Here is a 21,491-nt window from a genome sequence, read left to right as displayed (position 1 = left end):
ATGGGAGACGTTATTGATATATATGGTTTATCACCTTTGCAAAAAGGAATACTGTTTCATACTTTATACGATCAAGATGATGAACATTCTTTTTCCTATATTGTACAAGTAGGTTTCTTGCTCGGGGGGCAATTGGATGGTGATACTTTTGAAAAGGCTTGGGAATATGTTATTAATCGACATGAGGTTTTACGTTCAGTATTTGTATGGGAGGAAGTAGAAAAGCCACTACAAGCAGTTTACGAACGTCTTCCTTTTACTATTCATCAAGAGGATTGGAGTGCCCATTCGCATGAGGAAAGGGAGGAGAAATTACAACAGTTTTTGACTGCAGATCGTAGGAAAGGATTTTTATTGGATGAAGCACCATTGATGAGAGTCGCTGCGATTAAAGAAGCAAAAGAGGAAACGAGAATTATCTGGACACATCATCATATTTTGCTAGACGGATGGAGTGTGTCACTGGTCTTTAGTGAAGTGATGGAAGTTTATCTCAAGATGATAAAGGGAGAATTATTGAATCCTCCTAAATCTCTTCCTTATAAAAAATATATCCAGTGGATAAATAAACAAGATCAAAGTCTAGCAGAGGAATTTTGGAAAGAAGAATTAAAAGGGTTCTATGCACCTACTCCATTAGCGATGGAAAGAAAGGATCAAGGACAAGAGAAGGGTTATGGGGAGTGTGCTTATCAAGTATCTGAGGAACTTACTGAGAATTTACAAGAGTGGGTACGAAATAGTCGATTAACGTTGAATACGTTAGTACAAGGTGCATGGGCTTATTTGATGAGTAGGTATAGCGGTGACAGTGACGTCGTATTTGGCGTAACTAGCGCTGGACGTCCTACTGATTTAATGGGAGCAGAGAATATGGTGGGGCTATTTATTAACACATTACCTACCAGAATCCGATTAACGGATAATACATCAGTAGTAGATTGGCTTCGTAAAATACAAATGAAAGAAATGGAACGAAGACAGTATGAGTATAATTCGTTGATAGATATTCAAGGCTGGAGTGAGGTTCCGCGAAATAGCTCCTTATTTCATACCTTGTATGTGTTTGAAAATTATCCAATTCAAGGTGAGAGAAATGATGATTTAAGATTACTAGATGTTACAAGCACGGAACAAACAAATTATCCTTTAACACTCATTGTAATGCCCGGTAAGAAAATTACTTTAAAGTTGATGTATGATCGAAGCTATTTTAATGAAGAAACAATAAATCTGATTCAGAATCACTTATTGCAAATATTAATTCAGATGACGAAGAGCCTAGATTCAAAACTATTTGAAATTACTCATTTAACAGAAGAAGAACAGATACAGTTACTAGAGGAATGGAATCATACTCAATTTAATTATTCGGCTAAAGGCATGATTCATACGATGTTTGAGGAGCAAGTTAAAAAAACACCGGAAGCAATCGCGGCTAGTTACGAAAATGAACAAATTACCTATAAAGAGTTGGAGAAGCGTGCAAATCAGCTAGCTCATTATCTACAAAAGCATGGTGTAGGCCCAGAGTCTCTAGTTGGGGTATATATGGAACGTTCATTACAAATGATGATAGCGTTATTAGGTATTCTAAAATCAGGAGCAGCGTATGTTCCACTTGACCCTACTTATCCAGAAAGTCGACTTCGATATATATTAGAGGATGCTGGAATCGAAGTACTAGTGACGGAAGAAAATTCTAAAAATTTGTTTGTATCTGAAAAAATAGAAACGATTTGTATGAATAAAGATTACACTGCAATTGAAAAAGAAGAATCAACCCCATGCATAAGTGGTGTAACAGGAGAAAATTTAGCGTATGTTATGTATACTTCAGGATCTACAGGGAATCCAAAGGGAGTAATGATTGAGCATCATTCAGTAATTAATTATCTAGAATGGATGCAACATAAATATCCGCTTTCTGAAAAGGATGTGGTCTTGCAGAAAACGCCATTCTCATTTGATGTCTCTGTTTGGGAATTGTTTTGGGGCATTCACGTTGGTGCAAGTGTATCTTTCCTACCTCCAGGTGGAGAAAAAGATCCTTCTATTATAGCTGAAGTGATTAAACAACATCAGGTTACTATAGTTCAATTTGTACCTTCGATGTTATCTGTTTTTTTAGACCACTTCAATCATATTGAATTGAACATGAATTGTTCATCCGTACGCCATGTATTTTCTGGTGGAGAAGAACTAAGTTCAGGGTTGGTTAGACGATTTCAACAGAAATGGAATTATAGTGGACAAGTGAAATTAACCAACTTTTATGGACCAACTGAAGCCACTATTTATGTGAATGCATTTGATATTCAGCCTAATCAAGAATTTGTTTCTATTGGACAGCCAATACAGAACACGCAATTATATGTATTAGACCAAAATCAACGCTTGCAATCAATAGGAATTGAGGGTGAGTTATATATTGGTGGTGCTGGTTTAGCACGTGGATACTTAAATCGTCCAAATCTTACTGCTGAAAAATTCGTTTCGCATCCATATCGATTTGGGGAACGACTATATCGAACAGGAGATTCAGTAAGATATTTAACTGATGGAAATTTAGAATTTATAGGTAGAATGGACCACCAAGTCAAAATGCGTGGTTTTAGGATTGAATTAGGAGAAATTGAAGCGACTTTAGAAAAATGTTCGTTTATTAAAGAGGCTGTCGTATTAGTTAGAGAAGATCGTCCAGGTGATCAACGATTGGTTGCATATGTAATAAGCGATGGAAATACTGAGGAGTGGAGAGAGTATTTACAAAAACAATTACCGAATCATATGATTCCAGCGCACTTTATAGAGTTAGAACACTTCCCGCTTACTCCAAATGGGAAAATTGACCGAAAGGCCTTGCCAGCACCTGATGAGCAAGCTATTGAAGATTTAAATGTGCTACCTCGGACGCCATCGGAAGAGCTTATTGCCTCGGTTTGGAGTCAAGTGTTAGGAACAGAAAATATTGGCATTCAGGATTCCTTCTTTGAACGTGGTGGGCACTCACTACTTGCTACTCAAATTGTCTCTCGATTGCAAGAAATGTTCCAAATTAAAATTCCATTACGTGAACTTTTCAAGCACGATACAGTGGAAGCATTGGCGAAACGAGTGGATCAGTTACGAAAAGAAGATAAAAAACGAGAGGTTGCTCCTCTTGTACCTATGAAACGAGAAGAAGTTATCCCACTTTCCTATGCGCAGAAACGTCTATGGTTTATTGATCAATTAATGCCAAATAGTGCTATGTACAATATTCATGCAGCGTGTCGCTTAACAGGTAAATGGTCAATTGAAGCATTGGAGGTCGGATGGAATCAATTGTTGGAGCGTCATGAATCATTAAGGACGACAATTCTAGAACAAGAGGGTGAACCTTTTCAACAAGTTCAATCTCATGTGTTCAGGCATATTCCTCAAACGAATCTAACAGATCTTTCTTTGGAAGATAGGGAAAGAGAAATGAAACGCCTTATTCAAAACGAGGCGGAGGAACCATTTCATTTTGGACAAGGTCCTCTAATTCGAACACGAATATTGAAAGTGGACAGGGAAGAATGGGTTCTCATTTGTACGATGCATCATATTATTTCAGATGGATGGTCAATGGGAATCTTACTTGAAGAATGGATGGCTTTTTATGAAGGAGCACTAACCGGAAAACCAGTGGAATTGAAGGAGTTATCTATCCAATATGCAGATTTTGTTATGTGGCAGAAGGAATGGCAAAAAGAGGAGAGTTTGAATCAGCATCTTCAATATTGGAAGGAAGAATTATCTGGGGAACTACCGGTTTTACAATTACCGATGGATCGTCCTCGACCTGCAGTTCAAACCCATCGTGGTGCAAGTCAGTCCTTAATAGTGGCGAATTCCTTACAGGAAAAGCTCAAAGATTTAAGTTTGCAAGAAGGATGCACTTTATTTATGACATTGATGGCAGCGTATCAAAGCTTCCTTTCTCGTTATACAGGACAGGACGACATTATAGTTGGAAGCCCAATCGCTAATCGAAATGTGAAAGAGATTGAGGGATTAATAGGATTCTTTGCAAATACGTTAGTTTATCGAGCTGATTTCAGTGGAAATCCGACGTTCCAAGAACTATTGTCGCAGGTAAGAAAAAAAGCGCTAAAAGCATTCGAGTATCAGGACATCCCATTTGAGAAAGTGGTAGAATCCGTAAAACCTGAACGGAATACAAGTCATTCACCAATATTTCAAACTATGTTTACTTTACAGAATATGAAACAAGAATTTCTTCAGTTATCTGAAAGACAAATGGAACTCATGGAAAGCCATGCTTCTGTTGCCAAATTTGATTTGAGTTTATTTGCTTCTGAGACGGAAGAAGGATTATCACTAACCTTTGAATATAATACTGATTTGTTTAATGATACAACCATTGAACGTATGGCAAGTCATTTTAAACATTGGTTAAATCAAATTGTCTCTCATCCAAAATGTATACTATCAGAACTGAATATGTTATCAAAAGTAGAATATAAGCAACTACTAGAGGACTGGAATGAATCAGCCGTTATAGATATAGAAGATAGTACGATTCATAAAATGTTTGAAGAACAAGTGGAAAAAACACCAGAAGCAATTGCAGTAGTGTGCGAAGAGGAAGAACTAACATATCGAGAGTTGGACGAACGCTCGAATCAGTTGGCACATTATTTACAAAAAAATGGTGTAACATGCGAATCATTAGTTGGGATTTGCGTTACACGTTCAGCCGAGATGATTGTCGGTCTCTTAGGAATTATGAAGGCGGGAGGAGCATATGTCCCAATTGATCCAGCGTATCCGGAAAGTCGACTGCAGTACATTTTAGAAGATGCTCAAATAAAGGTACTGGTGACACAGGAAAAGTTACAACAAAAAATGGTTATACCTACATTCGTCAACGTCATTTGTATTGATCGTAATCGAGCAGAAATAGAACAAGAAGTTACTACGGTATGCACGAGTGAAGCGACGGGTGATAACTTAGCTTATATTATCTATACTTCAGGTTCCACGGGAAATCCAAAGGGAGTAATGATTGAGCACAGAAATACAGTAACAATGATTCATTGGGCACATCATACGTATTCTCGAAAGGAATTAGCGGGAGTATTAGCTTCAACTTCACTATCTTTTGATTTATCCGTTTTTGAAGTATTTGTTCCCTTAACGATGGGTGGTAAGGTGATTGTCGCTGAAAATGCTCTACATCTAGACAAGTTGTCTACCAAAGGTGTGACTTTGGTTAATACTGTGCCATCGGCAGCAAAGGAACTGGTTCGAGCAAAAACAATTCCTTCTTCAGTAAAGGTAATGAATTTGGCTGGAGAACCGTTACCATATCCGCTTGTTCAAGATTTATACGAGAGAAGTACGATTGAGAAGGTGTTCAACTTATATGGACCGTCTGAAGATACTACGTATTCCACGTATATGGAATTAGAAAAGGGTGTCATGCATAGGGTACCACCAATTGGTAAACCAATCTTCAATACAGAAGTATATGTATTGAGTGCTGAACAAAAAATGGTTCCAATTGGTGTAGTTGGTGAGTTGTACATTGGTGGATCAGGGTTAGCACGTGGATATTTAAAACGCCCTGACTTAACGAAAAATCGATTTATAACGCATCCGTTTAAAGAAGACGAGCGAGTATACCGGACTGGAGATCTAGTAAGGTATTTGCCGGATGGAAATTTGGAGTATGTTGGACGAATTGATCATCAGGTGAAAATTCGTGGGTTCCGGATTGAACTAGGAGAAATCGAAGCGGTATTACAAAAGCATACATTAGTTAACGAAGCTATTGTGATGGTGCGGGAAGATTATCCTGGCGATCCACGTTTGATTGCCTATGTTGTAGGAGACGGGGATGCTCAAAAGTGGCGTGATTATCTCAAGGAACAACTACCAAACTATATGATTCCATCCTATTTTGTTGGATTAAATGCATTTCCACTTACTCCTAATGGGAAAATTGATAGGAAGGCTTTACCAGCACCAGAGAAGCAGGAGATAGCAAGTTGTTATATTGCTCCTCGTACGTCTACGGAAAAAACAATTGTTTCGATATGGCATGAAGTTTTAGGTATGGAAAACATCGGAATTCAAGATTCGTTTTTTGAAATTGGTGGACATTCATTACTTGCTATGCAAGCTGTTTCCAATCTTAAAGAGGCTTTTGGAATCGAGATACCATTGCATGATTTATTTATGTTTCATACGGTGCAGCAATTGGCAGAACAGATTGATCAATTGCTCGATAACAAAAATCAAGAAATGCAGAATGATAGTAAGGAGAATATAAGCCTTCAAGATTATATTCAAAAAGAAGCAGAAGTCAGTAATGATGAAGAATTACTGGAACTGCTTAAGCAATTAGAAGAGTTATCAGAGGAAGAAGCACAAGGGATATTTGAGAGTAATTTGATTGAGGAAGGGGTAAAAAAATGAGAAGTGATTTACTTGCAAAGCTGAGTTCACTTTCTCCTGAGAAGAGAGCATGGCTTCAGAAGCAAATGCAAAAAAAGGAGAATAAAGAAGCACTCCCGTTGTCTTATGCACAACAACGTTTGTGGTTTATGGACAGATTTAACCCAAACAGTTCTTTATATAATATTCCAACAGTATGGCATCTAAAAGGAAATTGGATACCTGAAGCATTAGAGAAGGGATTCAATCGACTCATTGAACGTCATGAATCATTACGAACTGTTTTTAAAGAAATAGGAGAACAGCCTGTGCAACAAATTGTCGAATTCCTTCCTAGAGCATTACCTGTAAGGGATTACTCTCAACTTCCTCTAGAAGTAAAAGAAAAAGAGGTAGATAGTTTAATTGCGAGAGAAGCGCAAGAACCATTTGATTTAATGAATGGTCCTTTAATTCGTAATCAGCTTGTTCAATTAGAGAAGGATGAATGGTTATTACTGTGTACGATGCATCATATTATTTCTGATGCTTGGTCCATTGGTATATTCATGAATGAATGCCTTGCTTTCTATGAAGAAGAAACGGGCGGAAATCCTGCTAAATTAAGTTCATTATCTATTCAATATGCAGACTTTGCGAAGTGGCAAAAGGGGTGGTTACAAGGTGATGTGCTAAATCGTCAGCTTACGTATTGGCAGGAAGAATTGTCTGGTGAGCTTCCTATCTTACAACTGCCAGTGGATCGACCTCGACCGGTTAAGCAGACTTACTCTGGGGCTGCGCATCATGTGATTTTTCCTTATAAATTGCTCAGTCAATTGAAGGATATAAGTCGACAAGAAGGGTCCACTTTATTTATGACTTTAATGGCCGCATACCAGAGCTTTCTTGCTCGTTATACGGGACAAAAAGATATTCTAGTTGGTAGCCCGATTGCAAATCGGAACCATAAGGGAGTAGAAGGATTAATTGGTTTCTTTGTTAATACGTTGGTTTATCGATCAGATTTGAGTGGCACCCCTACTTTTCGGGAGATTTTGAACCAAACAAAGAAAAAGGCGTTAAAAGCTTACGAATATCAAGATATACCATTTGAAAAAGTGGTAGAAGCTGTGCAACCTGAACGAAGCATGAGTCATTCCCCTATATTTCAGACCATGTTTACGCTACAGAATATAAAACAAGAACGACTAGATTTGCCTGATAGAAGTATTGAAATGGTAGAAAGTAATATGTCTATTGCTAAATTTGATTTGAGCTTAACTGCCTACGAAGTGGAAGAAGGTCTATTCGTCTCATTTGAATACAACACGGATTTATTTGATAGTAGTACCATTGCACGTATGGCAGGACATTTTGAGAACTGGCTAAATGAAATCACGTATCATCCAGATGAATCATATACAAAGCTGTCAATGTTATCGGATACTGAGCAAAAACAACTCCTAGAAGAATGGAATGATACGGACGTAGTTTATGGTCATGATTGTATGATTCATGAGCTATTTGAGCAGCAAGTTGCACGGACACCTGACGCAGTGGCGGTAGTTTATGAGGGTGGAAAGCTAACGTATCAAGAACTAAATGAAAAATCGAATCAATTGGCACATTTTCTACAAAAACGAGGTATCGGACCTGAATCATTGGTTGGTATATGTATTGAACGTTCTCCTGATATGATTATCGGTCTCTTTGGGATTTTGAAGGCAGGTGGGGCTTATGTCCCACTGGACCCAAGTTATCCTGAAAACCGCCTGAGATATATTTTGGAGAATTCACAAATTCAAGTGCTGTTAACAAAAGAGGCACTACAGGACTGGTTACCTAAAGATATTCAAGCAATTTGTTTAGACCGGGATCAAGTGATGATTTCTAAAGAGAGTAATTTAGCTCCGGTAAGTGGAGTAACAGCAAATAACTTAGCCTATATTATATACACTTCGGGTTCGACGGGAAATCCAAAGGGGGTAATGATTGAACATCATTCCGTTATCAACCGCCTACAGTGGATGCAGAAAAAATACCCATTGTCCGAGGAGGATACAATCCTACAAAAGACACCGTTTTCATTTGATGTTTCTGTATGGGAATTATTTTGGTGGTCATTTGTAGGAGCACGTGTTTGTTTACTTCCACCAGGAGGAGAGAAAGATCCTGCGGTGATTGAGGAGTATATTGAACGATATCGCGTGTCCACCATACACTTTGTTCCGTCGATGTTATCTACTTTCTTAGATTATATGGAACTATATAATTCGAAAAGGGATGTATCGTCTTTAATTCAAGTTTTTACTAGTGGAGAAGCGTTAAACACTGAGCATGTTCGCCGGTTTAAGGGGATCTTTTACAATGTTCAGCAAACAAAGTTAATTAACTTGTATGGTCCTACTGAAGCGACTGTGGATGTGACTTATTACGATTGTGATTTAGAAAAAGAAGCAATGATTATTCCGATTGGTCGTCCAATTGATAATACAGAGTTGTATGTGTTAGATCAATATCAACAAGTGGTCCCGATTGGTGTGGCAGGGGAACTTTACCTTGGAGGAGTAGGATTGGCACGTGGCTACTTCAATCGACCGGATTTAACTACTGAACGTTTTATTCCGCATCCTTTTAAGGACGGGGAACGATTATATCGAACGGGTGACTTGGTGAGATATATGAATGATCGTAACTTAGAATATATTGGAAGAATAGATAACCAAGTTAAAATTAGAGGATTCCGAATTGAATTGGGAGAAATTGAAGCAGCTTTACATGATCACTCATCTGTAAAAGAGGCAGTCGTGTTGGTGAAGGAAGAACGACCAGGAGATAAGCAGTTAGTAGCTTATGTAGTGGGTGAAGGGGATGCTGGAGAATGGCGTGAATATCTCAAGAAGCAATTACCACATTATATGGTTCCGGCATACTTTTTCCAAATTGAAGGTATGCCACTCACTCCAAATGGTAAAGTGAATCGGAAAGCATTATTGGAATTAGAAGAACAGTTCATAAGTGAAGATATTACTTCATCACGAACACCAGTGGAGGAGCTCATCGTTTCCGTTTGGAGCCAAGTGTTAGGAATAAAAAATATTAGTGTTCAGGATTCCTTTTTTGAAATCGGTGGTCATTCACTACTAGCTACTCAAGTAGTGTCACGTTTACAGAGAATTTTTCAAATCGAATTACCAGTACGTGAACTATTTGAATATACAACGGTGGAGTCACTGGCAAAGCGATTAGAACAGTTACGTAAAGGAGATAAAAAACGAGAGATTCCGCCACTAATACCAATGAAACGAGGAGAAGCTATTCCACTATCTTATGCCCAACAACGTTTATGGTTTATTGATCAATTTACACCTAATAGTGCCCTTTACAATATGCCAATGGTATGCCGTCTTACAGGGAATTGGCTACTTGAAGCATTGGAAACGGGATGGAATCAACTAATAGAACGTCATGAATCACTGCGGACGGTCTTTCAAGAGGTGAATGGTCAACCCGTACAGCAAATTGAACCGTATGCTTTTCAATCAATTCCGAAAACGGATTTAACTATGCTTTCTTCTGAAGACCGAGAAGAAGAAGTTAAACGTTTAATTCAACAAGAAACAGAAGTACCATTTGATTTAACAGAGGGTCCATTAATCAGGACAAGTATTTTGCACGTGGGAGAGGAAGAATGGATACTCCTTTGTACTCTACATCATATCATTTCAGATGGATGGTCAATGGGAATCCTACTTGAAGAATGGATGGCATTTTATGAGAAAGCAACGGATGGAAAGATAGCGGAACTTGAACCATTACCGGTTCAATATGCCGACTTTGCTCAGTGGCAAAAAGGATGGCTAAAGGAGGAGGTGCTTGATCAACAACTCCAATATTGGAGGGAAGAATTGTCTGGGGAGCTTCCTGTACTCCAACTTCCTGTGGATCGCCCGCGTCCCGCAATACAAACTTATCACGGGTCGACATACACTATGGTTCTGCCAAGCACGCTACATGATAAATTGAATGAACTTAGTCGAAAAGAAGGGGCTACGCTCTTCATGACGCTTTTAGCTGCATATCAAAGTTTTCTATCTCGTTATACGGGACAAGAAGATATTCTGGTCGGAAGCCCAATTGCGAATCGGAATTATAGAGAAATTGAAGGACTAATTGGTTTCTTCGTTAACACGCTGGTTTATCGAGCTAATTTGAGTGGTAGACCGACATTTCAAGATGTACTGTATCAGGTTCGTCAAAAGGCATTGAAGGCGTATGAATATCAAGATATTCCATTTGAAAAAATTGTAGAAGTTGTGCAACCGGAGCGAAGTACAAGTCATTCGCCAATCTTCCAGACTATGTTCATCTTGCAAAATATGAAACAAGAGTTACCGGTGTTATCTAGTAGAAGTATTGAAATGATAGAAAGCCATAGTCCAATTGCAAAGTTTGATTTAAGTGTAATGGCAGTTGAGACGGAAGAGGGATTACTTTTTACTTTTGAGTACAATAAGGATTTATTCAATGCTACTACTATTGAACGGATGGCAGGACACTTTGAGAAATGGCTACATGAAGTTTCTCATCGCCCACAAAATCCGTTGCATGACCTGAGCATGCTATCAGAACCCGAGCGTACTTTGTTATTAGAAACATGGAATGACACTGTAATAGAAATGTCTCATCAGGGTCTTATTTGCGACAAATTTGAGGAGCAAGTAGCAAGGCGTCCTGATGCGATTGCGATAGTTGATCAAACAAAACAGTGGACTTATGGTGAATTGGATACACAAGCAAATCAGTTGGCAAATGTTTTACAGCGAAAGGGAGTAGCCCCAGAGTCAGTGGTAGGGGTTTATTTTCCGAGATCAGCTGAGCTGATGGTAAGTTTACTAGGCATTTTAAAAGCTGGTGGAGCTTATGTCGTTTTAGATCCGTTGTATCCAAAATCAAGGTTAGAATACATGATTGAAGATGCAGGAATTCAATTTGTAGTGACGGCGGAAGGACAAGAAGGACATTTCGCACACGTCGAAATGGTGAGGTTAGAAGAATTGACGGTGGAAAGCGTAATCGCACCTACACGTCAAATAAATCCAGAGAACTTAGCCTATATTGTTTATACCTCTGGTTCTACAGGAAAACCGAAGGGTGTAATGGTTGAATATCGCTCATTAATGAATATGGTTTCTTGGCATCAGGAAGTTTATCATATTTCAGCAGAGGATCGTGCGACTCAAATTGCAGGGGTTGCTTTTGATTCGGCTGTCCAGGAGATCTGGCCGTATCTAACTGCTGGCGCAGCACTCTACTTGTCAACAGAGGAACTGAGAATTAATCCAGAAGCACTAAGGGACTGGCTCATTGATTCACGAATAACAGCTAGCTTTGCACCTACGCCTATTCTGGAAAGACTCTTGAAATTATCTTGGCCAGATAAAACGGATCTTCGTTTTATCATTACTGGTGGGGATCAATTAACGCAGTATCCATCTAACGATATTCCTTTTGCGGTAATTAATCAGTATGGTCCATCGGAAAATACCGTTGTTACCACAGATTGTTATGTACCTGTAGGAGTGACAACAGGTACGCCATCGATTGGCCGACCGATTGCGAATACAGAAGTTTATGTGTTAGATTCTCATCTTCAGCTAGTACCAATTGGTGTAATTGGAGATCTCTATATCGGAGGGAAGAGTCTTGCACGTGGATATGCTAATCGTCCGGATCTTACAAAGGAAAAATTTATTCCACATCCTTTCAAGTCAGGAGAACGTCTCTATTATACAGGAGACAAAGCAAGTTATCTTTCTGATGGTAATCTCCAGTTCCATGGACGTATAGATGACCAAGTAAAAATTCGTGGTTTCCGGATTGAATTGGGAGAAATAGAAGCTGTTTTGCAGGCGCATTCTTCTGTGAAAGAAGCTGTTGTATTGGCGCGAGAGGATAATCAAGGTGATAAGAGATTAGTAGCTTATGTAGTTGGTGAAGGAAGTGTCCATGAATGGCGAGAACATCTACAAACACATTTACCTAATTACATGGTTCCAACAAACTTTATTGAGATGGAATTTTTACCACTTACACCGAATGGAAAGCTTGATTTGAAGGCATTGCCTGTACTTAGTGAACAATCCGCTGAAAATACTGTATACCCAAGAACTCCGCTGGAAGAACTTATTGCTTCAGTGTGGAGTCAAGTGCTAGGAATAAGAGACATTGATGTTCAGGATTCATTCTTTGAGCTCGGTGGTCACTCTCTACTTGCTACACAAGTGGTCTCACGCTTACAGGAAGTCTTTCAAATCAAATTGCCAGTACGTGAACTGTTCGAATATTCAACGGTCGAGGCATTATCGAAACGAATAGATCAGTTACGTAAGGGGAGTGAAAAACGAGAAATTCCACCATTGATGCCGATGGAACGAGGGGGAAATATTCCACTGTCTTATGCCCAACAGCGCTTATGGTTTATTGATCAATTTGCACCTAATAGTGCACTTTATAATATGCCAATGGCATGCCGTCTTACAGGGAATTGGTTACCTGAGGCATTGGAGTTGGGATGGAATCAGTTGATAGAGCGTCATGAATCTTTGCGGACTGTATTTTATGAAGAGGATGGCCATCCTGTGCAGCAGATTCAACCGTACGTTTTCCGTCCGCTTCTACAAATGGACTTAACTAAGCTTTTATTAGAGGAGCGAGAAAGAAAGTTGGAGCAATGGATTCAAACTGAAGTCGAATCTCCATTTGATTTAGAACAAGGGCCATTATTCCGTGGGAAACTCATAAGAATTTCAGAAGAAGAATGGATTCTTCTGTGTAATATGCATCATATTATCTCGGATGGGTGGTCGATGGAAATCTTGCTTCAAGAATGGATGGCATTTTATGAGAATGCGATTGGTGAAAAACAAGCAGAGCTGGAACCACTACCAGTTCAATATGCCGATTTTGCTCAGTGGCAAAGAGACTGGTTGAAAGATGAAGTACTATATCAACAACTTGCATATTGGAAGGAAGAATTATCTGGTGAGTTACCAGTCTTAATGTTGCCAATGGATCGTCCGCGTCCGCCAGTGCAAACCCACCATGGATTAACTCATAATGTTTTGTTGTCACGCTCATTACTGGATAAATTAAATGAACTAAGTCGTCAAGAAGGGGCCACACTTTTCATGACCTTATTGGCATCGTATCAAAGTTTCCTTGCTCGTTATACGGGACAAACGGATATTATTGTTGGCAGCCCAATTGCAAATCGAAATTATCGAGAAATTGAGGGGCTAATTGGTTTCTTTGTCAACACCTTGGTTTATCGAGCTGATTTAAGTAATGCACCGGCATTTCAAGAGTTGTTATCTCAAGTACGGATAAAAGCATTGAAGGCGTATGAGTATCAAGATGTTCCGTTTGAGAAAATTGTAGAGGTTATCCAACCTGAACGAAATACAAGTCATTCTCCGATTTTCCAAACCATGTTTACTTTGCAAAATACAGGACAGAAGCTACCAGAACTACATGGAAGAAATATAGAAGTAATGGAAAGTAATGCTCCGATCGCTAAGTTTGATTTAAGTTTAACTGCTGCAGAAGTGGAAGAGGGTTTATTACTTACTTTTGTTTATAGAACTGATTTATTTGACAGCTTAACTATTGAATCCATGGCTGAACATTTTGGGAACTGGTTGAATGTAATCGTGGAGAATCCTGATAAATCATTAGCTAAGTTGCCTATATTATCAGGATTACAGCAAAAACAGTTGGAAGAGTGGAATAATGGTGCTGTAGCATATCCACAGGAAAGTACGATTCATCAGCTGTTTGAAGAGCAAGTAAATCGTACACCTGATGCGGTAGCAGTGGTAGATGAAAAACAGCAGTTAACATATCGAGAGCTGAATGAAAAAGCTAATCAATTGGCCCACTATCTTCAGCAATGTGGGATTGGGACTGAATCATTAGTTGGAATTTGCTTTGAGCGTTCAGTTGAGATGATTGTTAGTATTATGGGGATCTGGAAGGCTGGAGCAGCATATGTTCCATTGGACCCATCATATCCAGAAAGTCGCCTACGATATATTTTGGTGGACACTAAAATTCAAGTATTAGTTACGAATGAGTCATTAGAAGGTTGGATACCCAAAGAAGTCAAGGCAGTTTGTCTAGATAGGGATCAGGCAATGATTTCAAAAGAAAGCATTTTTTCACCAAAATGTGAAGTAACAGGAGAAAACCTAGCGTATGTTATCTATACTTCGGGATCGACGGGGAATCCAAAGGGTGTCTTGATACAGCATCATTCTGTAATAAACTTGTCTCATGGTTTACAAAAAGAGGTTTTCGAACATGAGATACCATCTAACATGCATGTCGGTTTAAATGCGTCAATTGCCTTTGATGCATCTATTCAGCAATTACAAATGCTGCTTTATGGTTCAAGTTTGTATATTATTCCGAATGAAGTACGAAGTGATCCGGAACAGTTTGTAGCTTATATTAGGGAGAACAAGTTAGCAATCTTTGATATAACGCCTTCAATGCTTCAATTACTTATAGATGCCGGATTGTTAGAAACGTACGATGGTGTTCATGTTCCAAGTAAGGTATTGGTTGGCGGCGAAGCGATTATGCCGTCATTATGGGAACAGCTAGTAGAGACTGATAAAATACAGTTTTATAATGTATATGGTCCTACAGAATGTACGGTTGATGCAACATGCTATCATATTAAAAAAGATAGTAAGAGAGTAACAATTGGGCGTCCATTGCCTAACGTCCAAACTTATGTATTAGATAGTAATAGGTTGCCAGTTCCAGTTGGTGTGATGGGGGAACTTTATATCGGAGGAGCAGGTCTAGCAAAGGGGTACTTGAATCGTCCAGAGCTAACATCCGAACGATTTATTTCTCATCCATTCAAAGAAGGCGAGAGGTTATATAGAACAGGTGATCTTGTGAGATATCTTCCTGATGGTAATATAGACTACTTAGGAAGAATGGATAATCAAGTGAAGATTAGAGGATTTCGAATTGAACTTGGAGAGATTGAGTCGACCTTACAGGAGCATTACTTAGTAAAAGAGGCAGTTGTAATGGTTAGGGAAAATCAGTCGGGAGATAAGAGGCTGGTAGCTTATGTAGTGGGCGAAGGCAGTTTAGAAGAATGGCGAGATTATCTTAAAACAAAACTGCCAATCCATATGATACCTTCCTACTTTGTTGAAATGAAAGAATTACCGCTAACCATAAATAGAAAGGTTGATCGGAAATCGTTACCTATACCAGATTATCAAGGAACAAAAGAAGGATACGTGGCCCCAAGAAATGAACGTGAACATAAGCTTTCTATCATTTGGGAACGTGTGCTAGGTTCAAAACGTATTGGTATGAATGATAACTTCTTTGAAATTGGTGGAGATTCAATTCTTAGCATTCAGATTGTCTCGCGCGCGAAGCAAGTTGGTTTACAATTGACACCAAAACAAATATTTGAACACCAAACGATTGCTGAGTTGGCGCAAGTAGTCAAAGAAGAACAAGGTGTACAAGCTGAACAGGGAATTATAACTGGAGAGACGATACTTACACCTATTCAGCAAAGGTTTTTTGCACAAAATCATCCTAACCCACATCATTGGAATCAATCCATGTTCTTTAGAACGAAAGAGAAATTGGACATAGGATCACTGGAAAAGGCGGCAGGTAACCTTCTACTTCATCATGATGCTCTGCGTTTAAGATATGAACGTTTGCCTAATGGGGTTTGGAAACAGTGGAATGAAGGAATAGAAGAACAATTGATGCTTACTGTCATTTCATTAGACGAAGTGCCGGAAGCTGATTGGCATCAGGTTATTCAAAAAGAGATTAATGTTGCACAAGAAAGTTTGAATTTACATGATGGTCCGCTAATGAGAATGGTGTATTTTGATGAAGGTGAGCACGCTGGCCGATTATTTTGGACAATTCATCATTTAGCCGTGGATGGTGTTTCTTGGCGAATTTTATTGGAAGATTTGCAAACAGCATATACGCAAGTAGTCCAAGGGCAGAAAATTCAATTACCTATGAAGAGTACATCTTTTAAAGAATGGTCGGAGAAATTACATCATTACGCTGAAACTGGACTATCAAAAGAAGTGCTACATTACTGGGAGGAGCAGGCTGAACAAGACGTAGTTAAATTGCCGGTAGATGGTACTATAAGTAATCCAGTAAGCGCAGTAACTGAGGAAATTACTGTGGTGTTAAATGAGAATGAGACCCGTATGTTATTGCAAGAGACTTTAAGCACTCACCGTGTCCAAATCAATGAAGTATTATTAGCAGCATTAGTACAAGCTACGGCAGCATGTATGGGGCAGCCGATATTGAGCGTAGATTTAGAGGGACATGGTCGAGAAGAGATTATTGAAGATGTTGATTTATCGAGAACTGTGGGATGGTTTACAAGTATTTACCCAGTTCATTTAAATATTACTAGTGCTCATACGCCAATTGCAGCATTAAAAGTAGTTAAAGAACAAGTTCGCAAAATTCCTAATAAGGGTGTTGATTATGGGGTGTTGCGTTACATGAACGCAACAATGTGTGAGCAATTAAGCTCCCAATATACACCGTCTATTAGTTTTAACTATCTTGGACAATTTGACCAAATGTTTTCTAGCGATGCAATGTTTATTCCGGAGAACGAATTTAAGCGTTTAGATCATGCAGCCGGTTCCAAGCGATCGCATGTAATTGATGTAATTGGGGTTGTAACGGATGGAAAACTTCAGTTCACTTGGGTATACAATGTTGGACAATTTGCCAAATCAACGATTCAAAGTATTGCACAGAATATGCTATATCAACTGAGTACATTGATTCAATTTTCAGATAGAGAATCTGCACTGACCATTTCGGATTTTGCAATGGCTAATCTTAGCCAAGAAGGTTTGACAAATGTACTAAACAAAATGCATCGCGGAAAGAACAATCAGATTACTGATTTATATCCACTATCACCTTTGCAAGAAGGTATGATTTTCCACACATTGCATGACCAAGGGGATGAACATGTTGCACCGTATATAGTGCAATTGAGTTTTATGATTCGAGGAAAAATGAATATTCCTACATTTGAGCAGGCGTGGAAATCTGTAATTCAGCGGCATGAAATTTTTCGTACAGCATTTGTATGGGACGAAATTGAAGAACCTGTACAAGTGGTGTATGAAAATATCCCATTTAAAGTGAACAAAGAAGACTGGCGTACAATGACAAGTGAAGAGATAGAGGAAAAAAGAAAAGTCTTTTTGGCATTAGATCGAAAACAAGCCTTCCAATTTGATGAAGCACCATTGATGCGGGTAACAGTCATTCAAGAAGGTGAGGAAGAATGTCGGATTGTTTGGACCCATCACCATATTTTACTGGATGGATGGAGTTTACCATTAGTATTTAATGAATTACTTACAGTCTATCAGAAGAGAATGAATGGAGAAGCTGTGAAGTTACCTAAGTCCTCACCATATAAGAAATATATCCAATGGTTAAGAGAGCAAGATAAGGAGCAGGCGGAACAATTCTGGAGAGAGAAGCTAAAAGGTTTTACTGCGCCAACTTTGCTGGGCTTAGAAAGTAAAGAGGAAGAAAAAGGTTACACAGAGAAGGTTACGTATTTATCAGAAGAGCAGACTCAAGCGTTACAAGGATGGGCGAAACGCAATAAACTTACTTTGAGTACAGTAATTCAAGGTGCATGGGCATATCTCATGAGCCGATATAGTGGAGAAAATGACATTGTTTTTGGTGTAACAAGCTCAGGGCGTTCTACGGAGATTATTGATGTTGAAAACATCGTAGGTCCTTTCATTACAACGTCACCGACGCGAATTCAATTGGTGGATGATATAAAATTAATAGATTGGTTACAGAAGATACAAGAGGAAGAGATAGAAAGAAGACAATATGAGTATGCTTCTTTGATAGAGATTCAGGGGTGGAGTGAAGTTCCTAGAGGAATACCGCTGTTCAATAGTTTATATGTGTTTGAAAATTATCCAGTGAAAGAGGAGTCTTCAGAAAATCTGGAAATTGGTGAATTGGAAGGGGTAGAACAAACCCACTACCCATTAGGGTTAGCTGTAGTTCCAGGAATCCAGTTATCGTTAAAGTTAATGTATGACCGTAGTAAGTTTAATAGAGTAACCATTGAACGAATGCTGGGTCATTTACACCAAGTGTTAATGCAAATGCTCAAAAACATTGATCAAAATCTATCAGAGCTAGTATATATTACGGAAGCTGAACAAAGAAAGCTATTGGAAGAATGGAATAATAATACTATATCCTATCCACGTGAGAATGCAATCCATCAACTATTCGAAGAGCAAGTAAATCGTACGCCTGACGCGTTGGCAGTGGTAGATGAAAAACAGCAACTAACATATCGAGAGCTGAATGAAAGAGCTAATCAATTAGCCCATCATTTACAGAAATGTGGAATTGGGACAGAGTCATTAGTTGGCCTTTGCTTTGAGCGTTCAGTTGAGATGGTTGTTGGTCTCATGGGAATTTGGAAGGCTGGAGCAGCCTATGTTCCATTAGATCCATCGAATCCGGAAAGCCGCCTACAATATATTTTAGAAGACACAGGAATTAAAGTGTTAGTTACAAATGAAGTATTACTAGGCTGGATACCTAAAGACATTAAGACAGTTTGCCTAGATAGGGACCAAGCGATGCTTTCTCAAGAAAGCAAACTTTCACCAATATGTGAGGTAACAGGGGAAAACTTAGCGTATGTTATCTACACTTCTGGTTCGACAGGGAATCCAAAGGGGGCTTTAGTACAGCATCATTCTGTAATAAACCTATCATATGGTTTACAAAAAGAAGTTTTCTCACATGAGATACCTAGTAATATGCGCGTTGGTTTGAATGCATCAATTGCCTTTGATGTATCTATTCAGCAATTACAAATGCTGCTTTATGGTTCAAGTTTATATATTATTCCAAGTGAAGTTCGCACTAATCCAGAACAATTTGTGTCCTATATTAGGGAGAATAAATTGGAAATGTTTGATATGACACCTTCATTACTTCAATTACTAATAGATGGAGGATTGCTAGAAATAAGTGCTGATGTTCATGTACCAAGTAAGATATTAGTCGGTGGTGAAGCAATCATGCCGTCATTATGGGAACAGCTAGTAGAGACCGAAAAAATTGATTTTTATAACGTATACGGTCCTACAGAATGTACGGTTGATGCAACATGCTATCATATCAAAAAAGATAGTAAGAGAGTAACAATTGGACGTCCGTTGCCGAACGTTCAAACTTATGTATTGGATAAAAATTTGTTACCTGTTCCAGTTGGTGTAACAGGTGAGCTATACATTGGGGGTGCAGGTATAGCGAGAGGATACTTGAATCGCCCAGAATTAACAGCAGAGCGATTCATCCGTCATCCATTTAATGAAGAAGAGCGTTTATATCGTACGGGAGATTTGGTTCGTTATTTACCTGATGGTAATTTAGATTACTTGAGAAGAATTGATAATCAAGTAAAAATTAGGGGCTTTCGTATTGAGCTTGAAGAGATTGAAGCGAGTATAGAGAGGCATCCACTGGTAAAAGAAGCAGTAGTTTTGGTAACAGAGGATAAATTAGGAGAGCAGAGATTGGTTGCTTATGTAGTTGGAGATGGTAGTATGCATGAGTGGCGTGAGTATCTCAAGACACAAGTACCAAATTATATGGTTCCCGCACACTTTATTAAGGTAGACGAGATTCCTCTTACAACAAATGGCAAAGTTGATCGAAAGGCATTGAACAATTTAACTATTCATAGAGAAAATAACTTCTCTACACCAATCATTCCAAGGGATGAAATTGAATATCAGTTGATTAAAATCTGGCAGGATGTGTTACAGATAGAAGATGTCTATGTAAATGATGATTTCTTTAATAGAGGAGGACACTCTCTCCTTGTAATTAAATTAGTTTCAAAAATTAGGGAGAAGTTTGGAAAAGAGATTAAGGTTTCAACATTGATTAAGAATCCAACATTGGAAGGAATCGCATGCCTTATTCGTGATAAGCATGATATGACGAAATCAGTAGCAGCGCTAGTTCCACTACAAGAATCAGAAAAAAGCCCTTTCTTCTGTGTTCATCCGTTTATGGGGAATGTATTCTGTTACATTCAACTAGCAAGATTACTTAAGAACCATTGTTCATTTTATGGTTTACAGAATCCTCTTATAGAAAAGGGAGAAATTGATGAATTGACCTTGCCGGAAGTAATTCAACTTTACATTGAAGAAATCAAACGTGTTCAGCCAGAAGGTCCATATCGTCTTGGAGGATGGTCTTTAGGCGGTGCGATTGCTTATAAAATCGCAACTGTACTAAAGAATCAAGGTGAGGAAGTTGAGTTGTTGATACTAATGGATACTAAAGTACCTTCAGAGCAGGACTATAAAACAACGGAGGATATGCTCTCATATATATATGAGCATTTCATTTCTAGAGGTTTTACTGAGCAGGGGGAAGGCCTCTTCCATGAACAAGATATGCTTGTAGAGCGATTAATTATGGAAGGAGTACTCCCGCCTGATGCAGATCTTATGAATTTGAAGCAAGTTATCAATGCTCATAGGAAATGCCTGAACATAATGGCAGATCATGATTTAATATCATACACTGGAGAAGTTCTCTATTTTAGTGCTGAGGAAGGAAAAGAGTTGTTTACAGATTGGGGACCTTTATTAAAAGGAAGAGTAAATAAGTATTCTGTCCCTGGATCACATGAGGAAATAGTAGACTTCCCCGCAGTTGAAAAGATAGCTAAGTACCTATTAAATGAATTTGAAGGGATAAAAGAAACATCCCTTTCATTAACCGAAAAGTAGAGAGTGCAAAAGATGCAACGCTATGAACAAAAAGGGCAGCCCAATAACTGCAAATAAAGTGTAGGCAATAATGAATATATCAAGAGTATTACTTTTTAAGAGGATAATGTAAAAAGTAATTGGTAGAGACATAGAAATCTT

The 21,491-nt window shown here is 38.7% G+C and carries 2 protein-coding genes; both read left to right on the top strand.

The features are described from left to right. A complete protein-coding gene (locus tag MKY38_RS09910) occupies positions 1-6,471 on the top strand; it encodes an amino acid adenylation domain-containing protein (RefSeq protein WP_341048859.1) in 6,471 nt (2,156 codons plus the stop codon). Beyond that, positions 6,468-21,350, top strand: coding sequence for a non-ribosomal peptide synthetase (locus MKY38_RS09905; RefSeq protein ID WP_341048857.1), 14,883 nt, complete (start codon positions 6,468-6,470; stop codon positions 21,348-21,350). Before MKY38_RS09910 ends, MKY38_RS09905 begins: the two co-directional genes overlap by 4 nt. Positions 21,351-21,491: the final 141 nt, after the last annotated feature.

It is taken from the genome of Bacillus sp. FSL R5-0585 (assembly GCF_038004545.1).
GTDB classification, from domain to species: Bacteria; Bacillota; Bacilli; order Bacillales; family Bacillaceae_G; genus Bacillus_A; species Bacillus_A cereus.
This window is presented reverse-complemented; position numbering and strand designations above follow the sequence as displayed.

What these genes read in the sequence shown, in the direction of transcription:
- MKY38_RS09905 (WP_341048857.1), top strand. Translation starts at nt 6,468, where the DNA reads ATGAGAAGTGATTTACTTGCAAAGCTGAGTTCACTTTCTCCTGAGAAG.
- MKY38_RS09910 (WP_341048859.1), top strand. Translation starts at nt 1, where the DNA reads ATGGGAGACGTTATTGATATATATGGTTTATCACCTTTGCAAAAAGGA.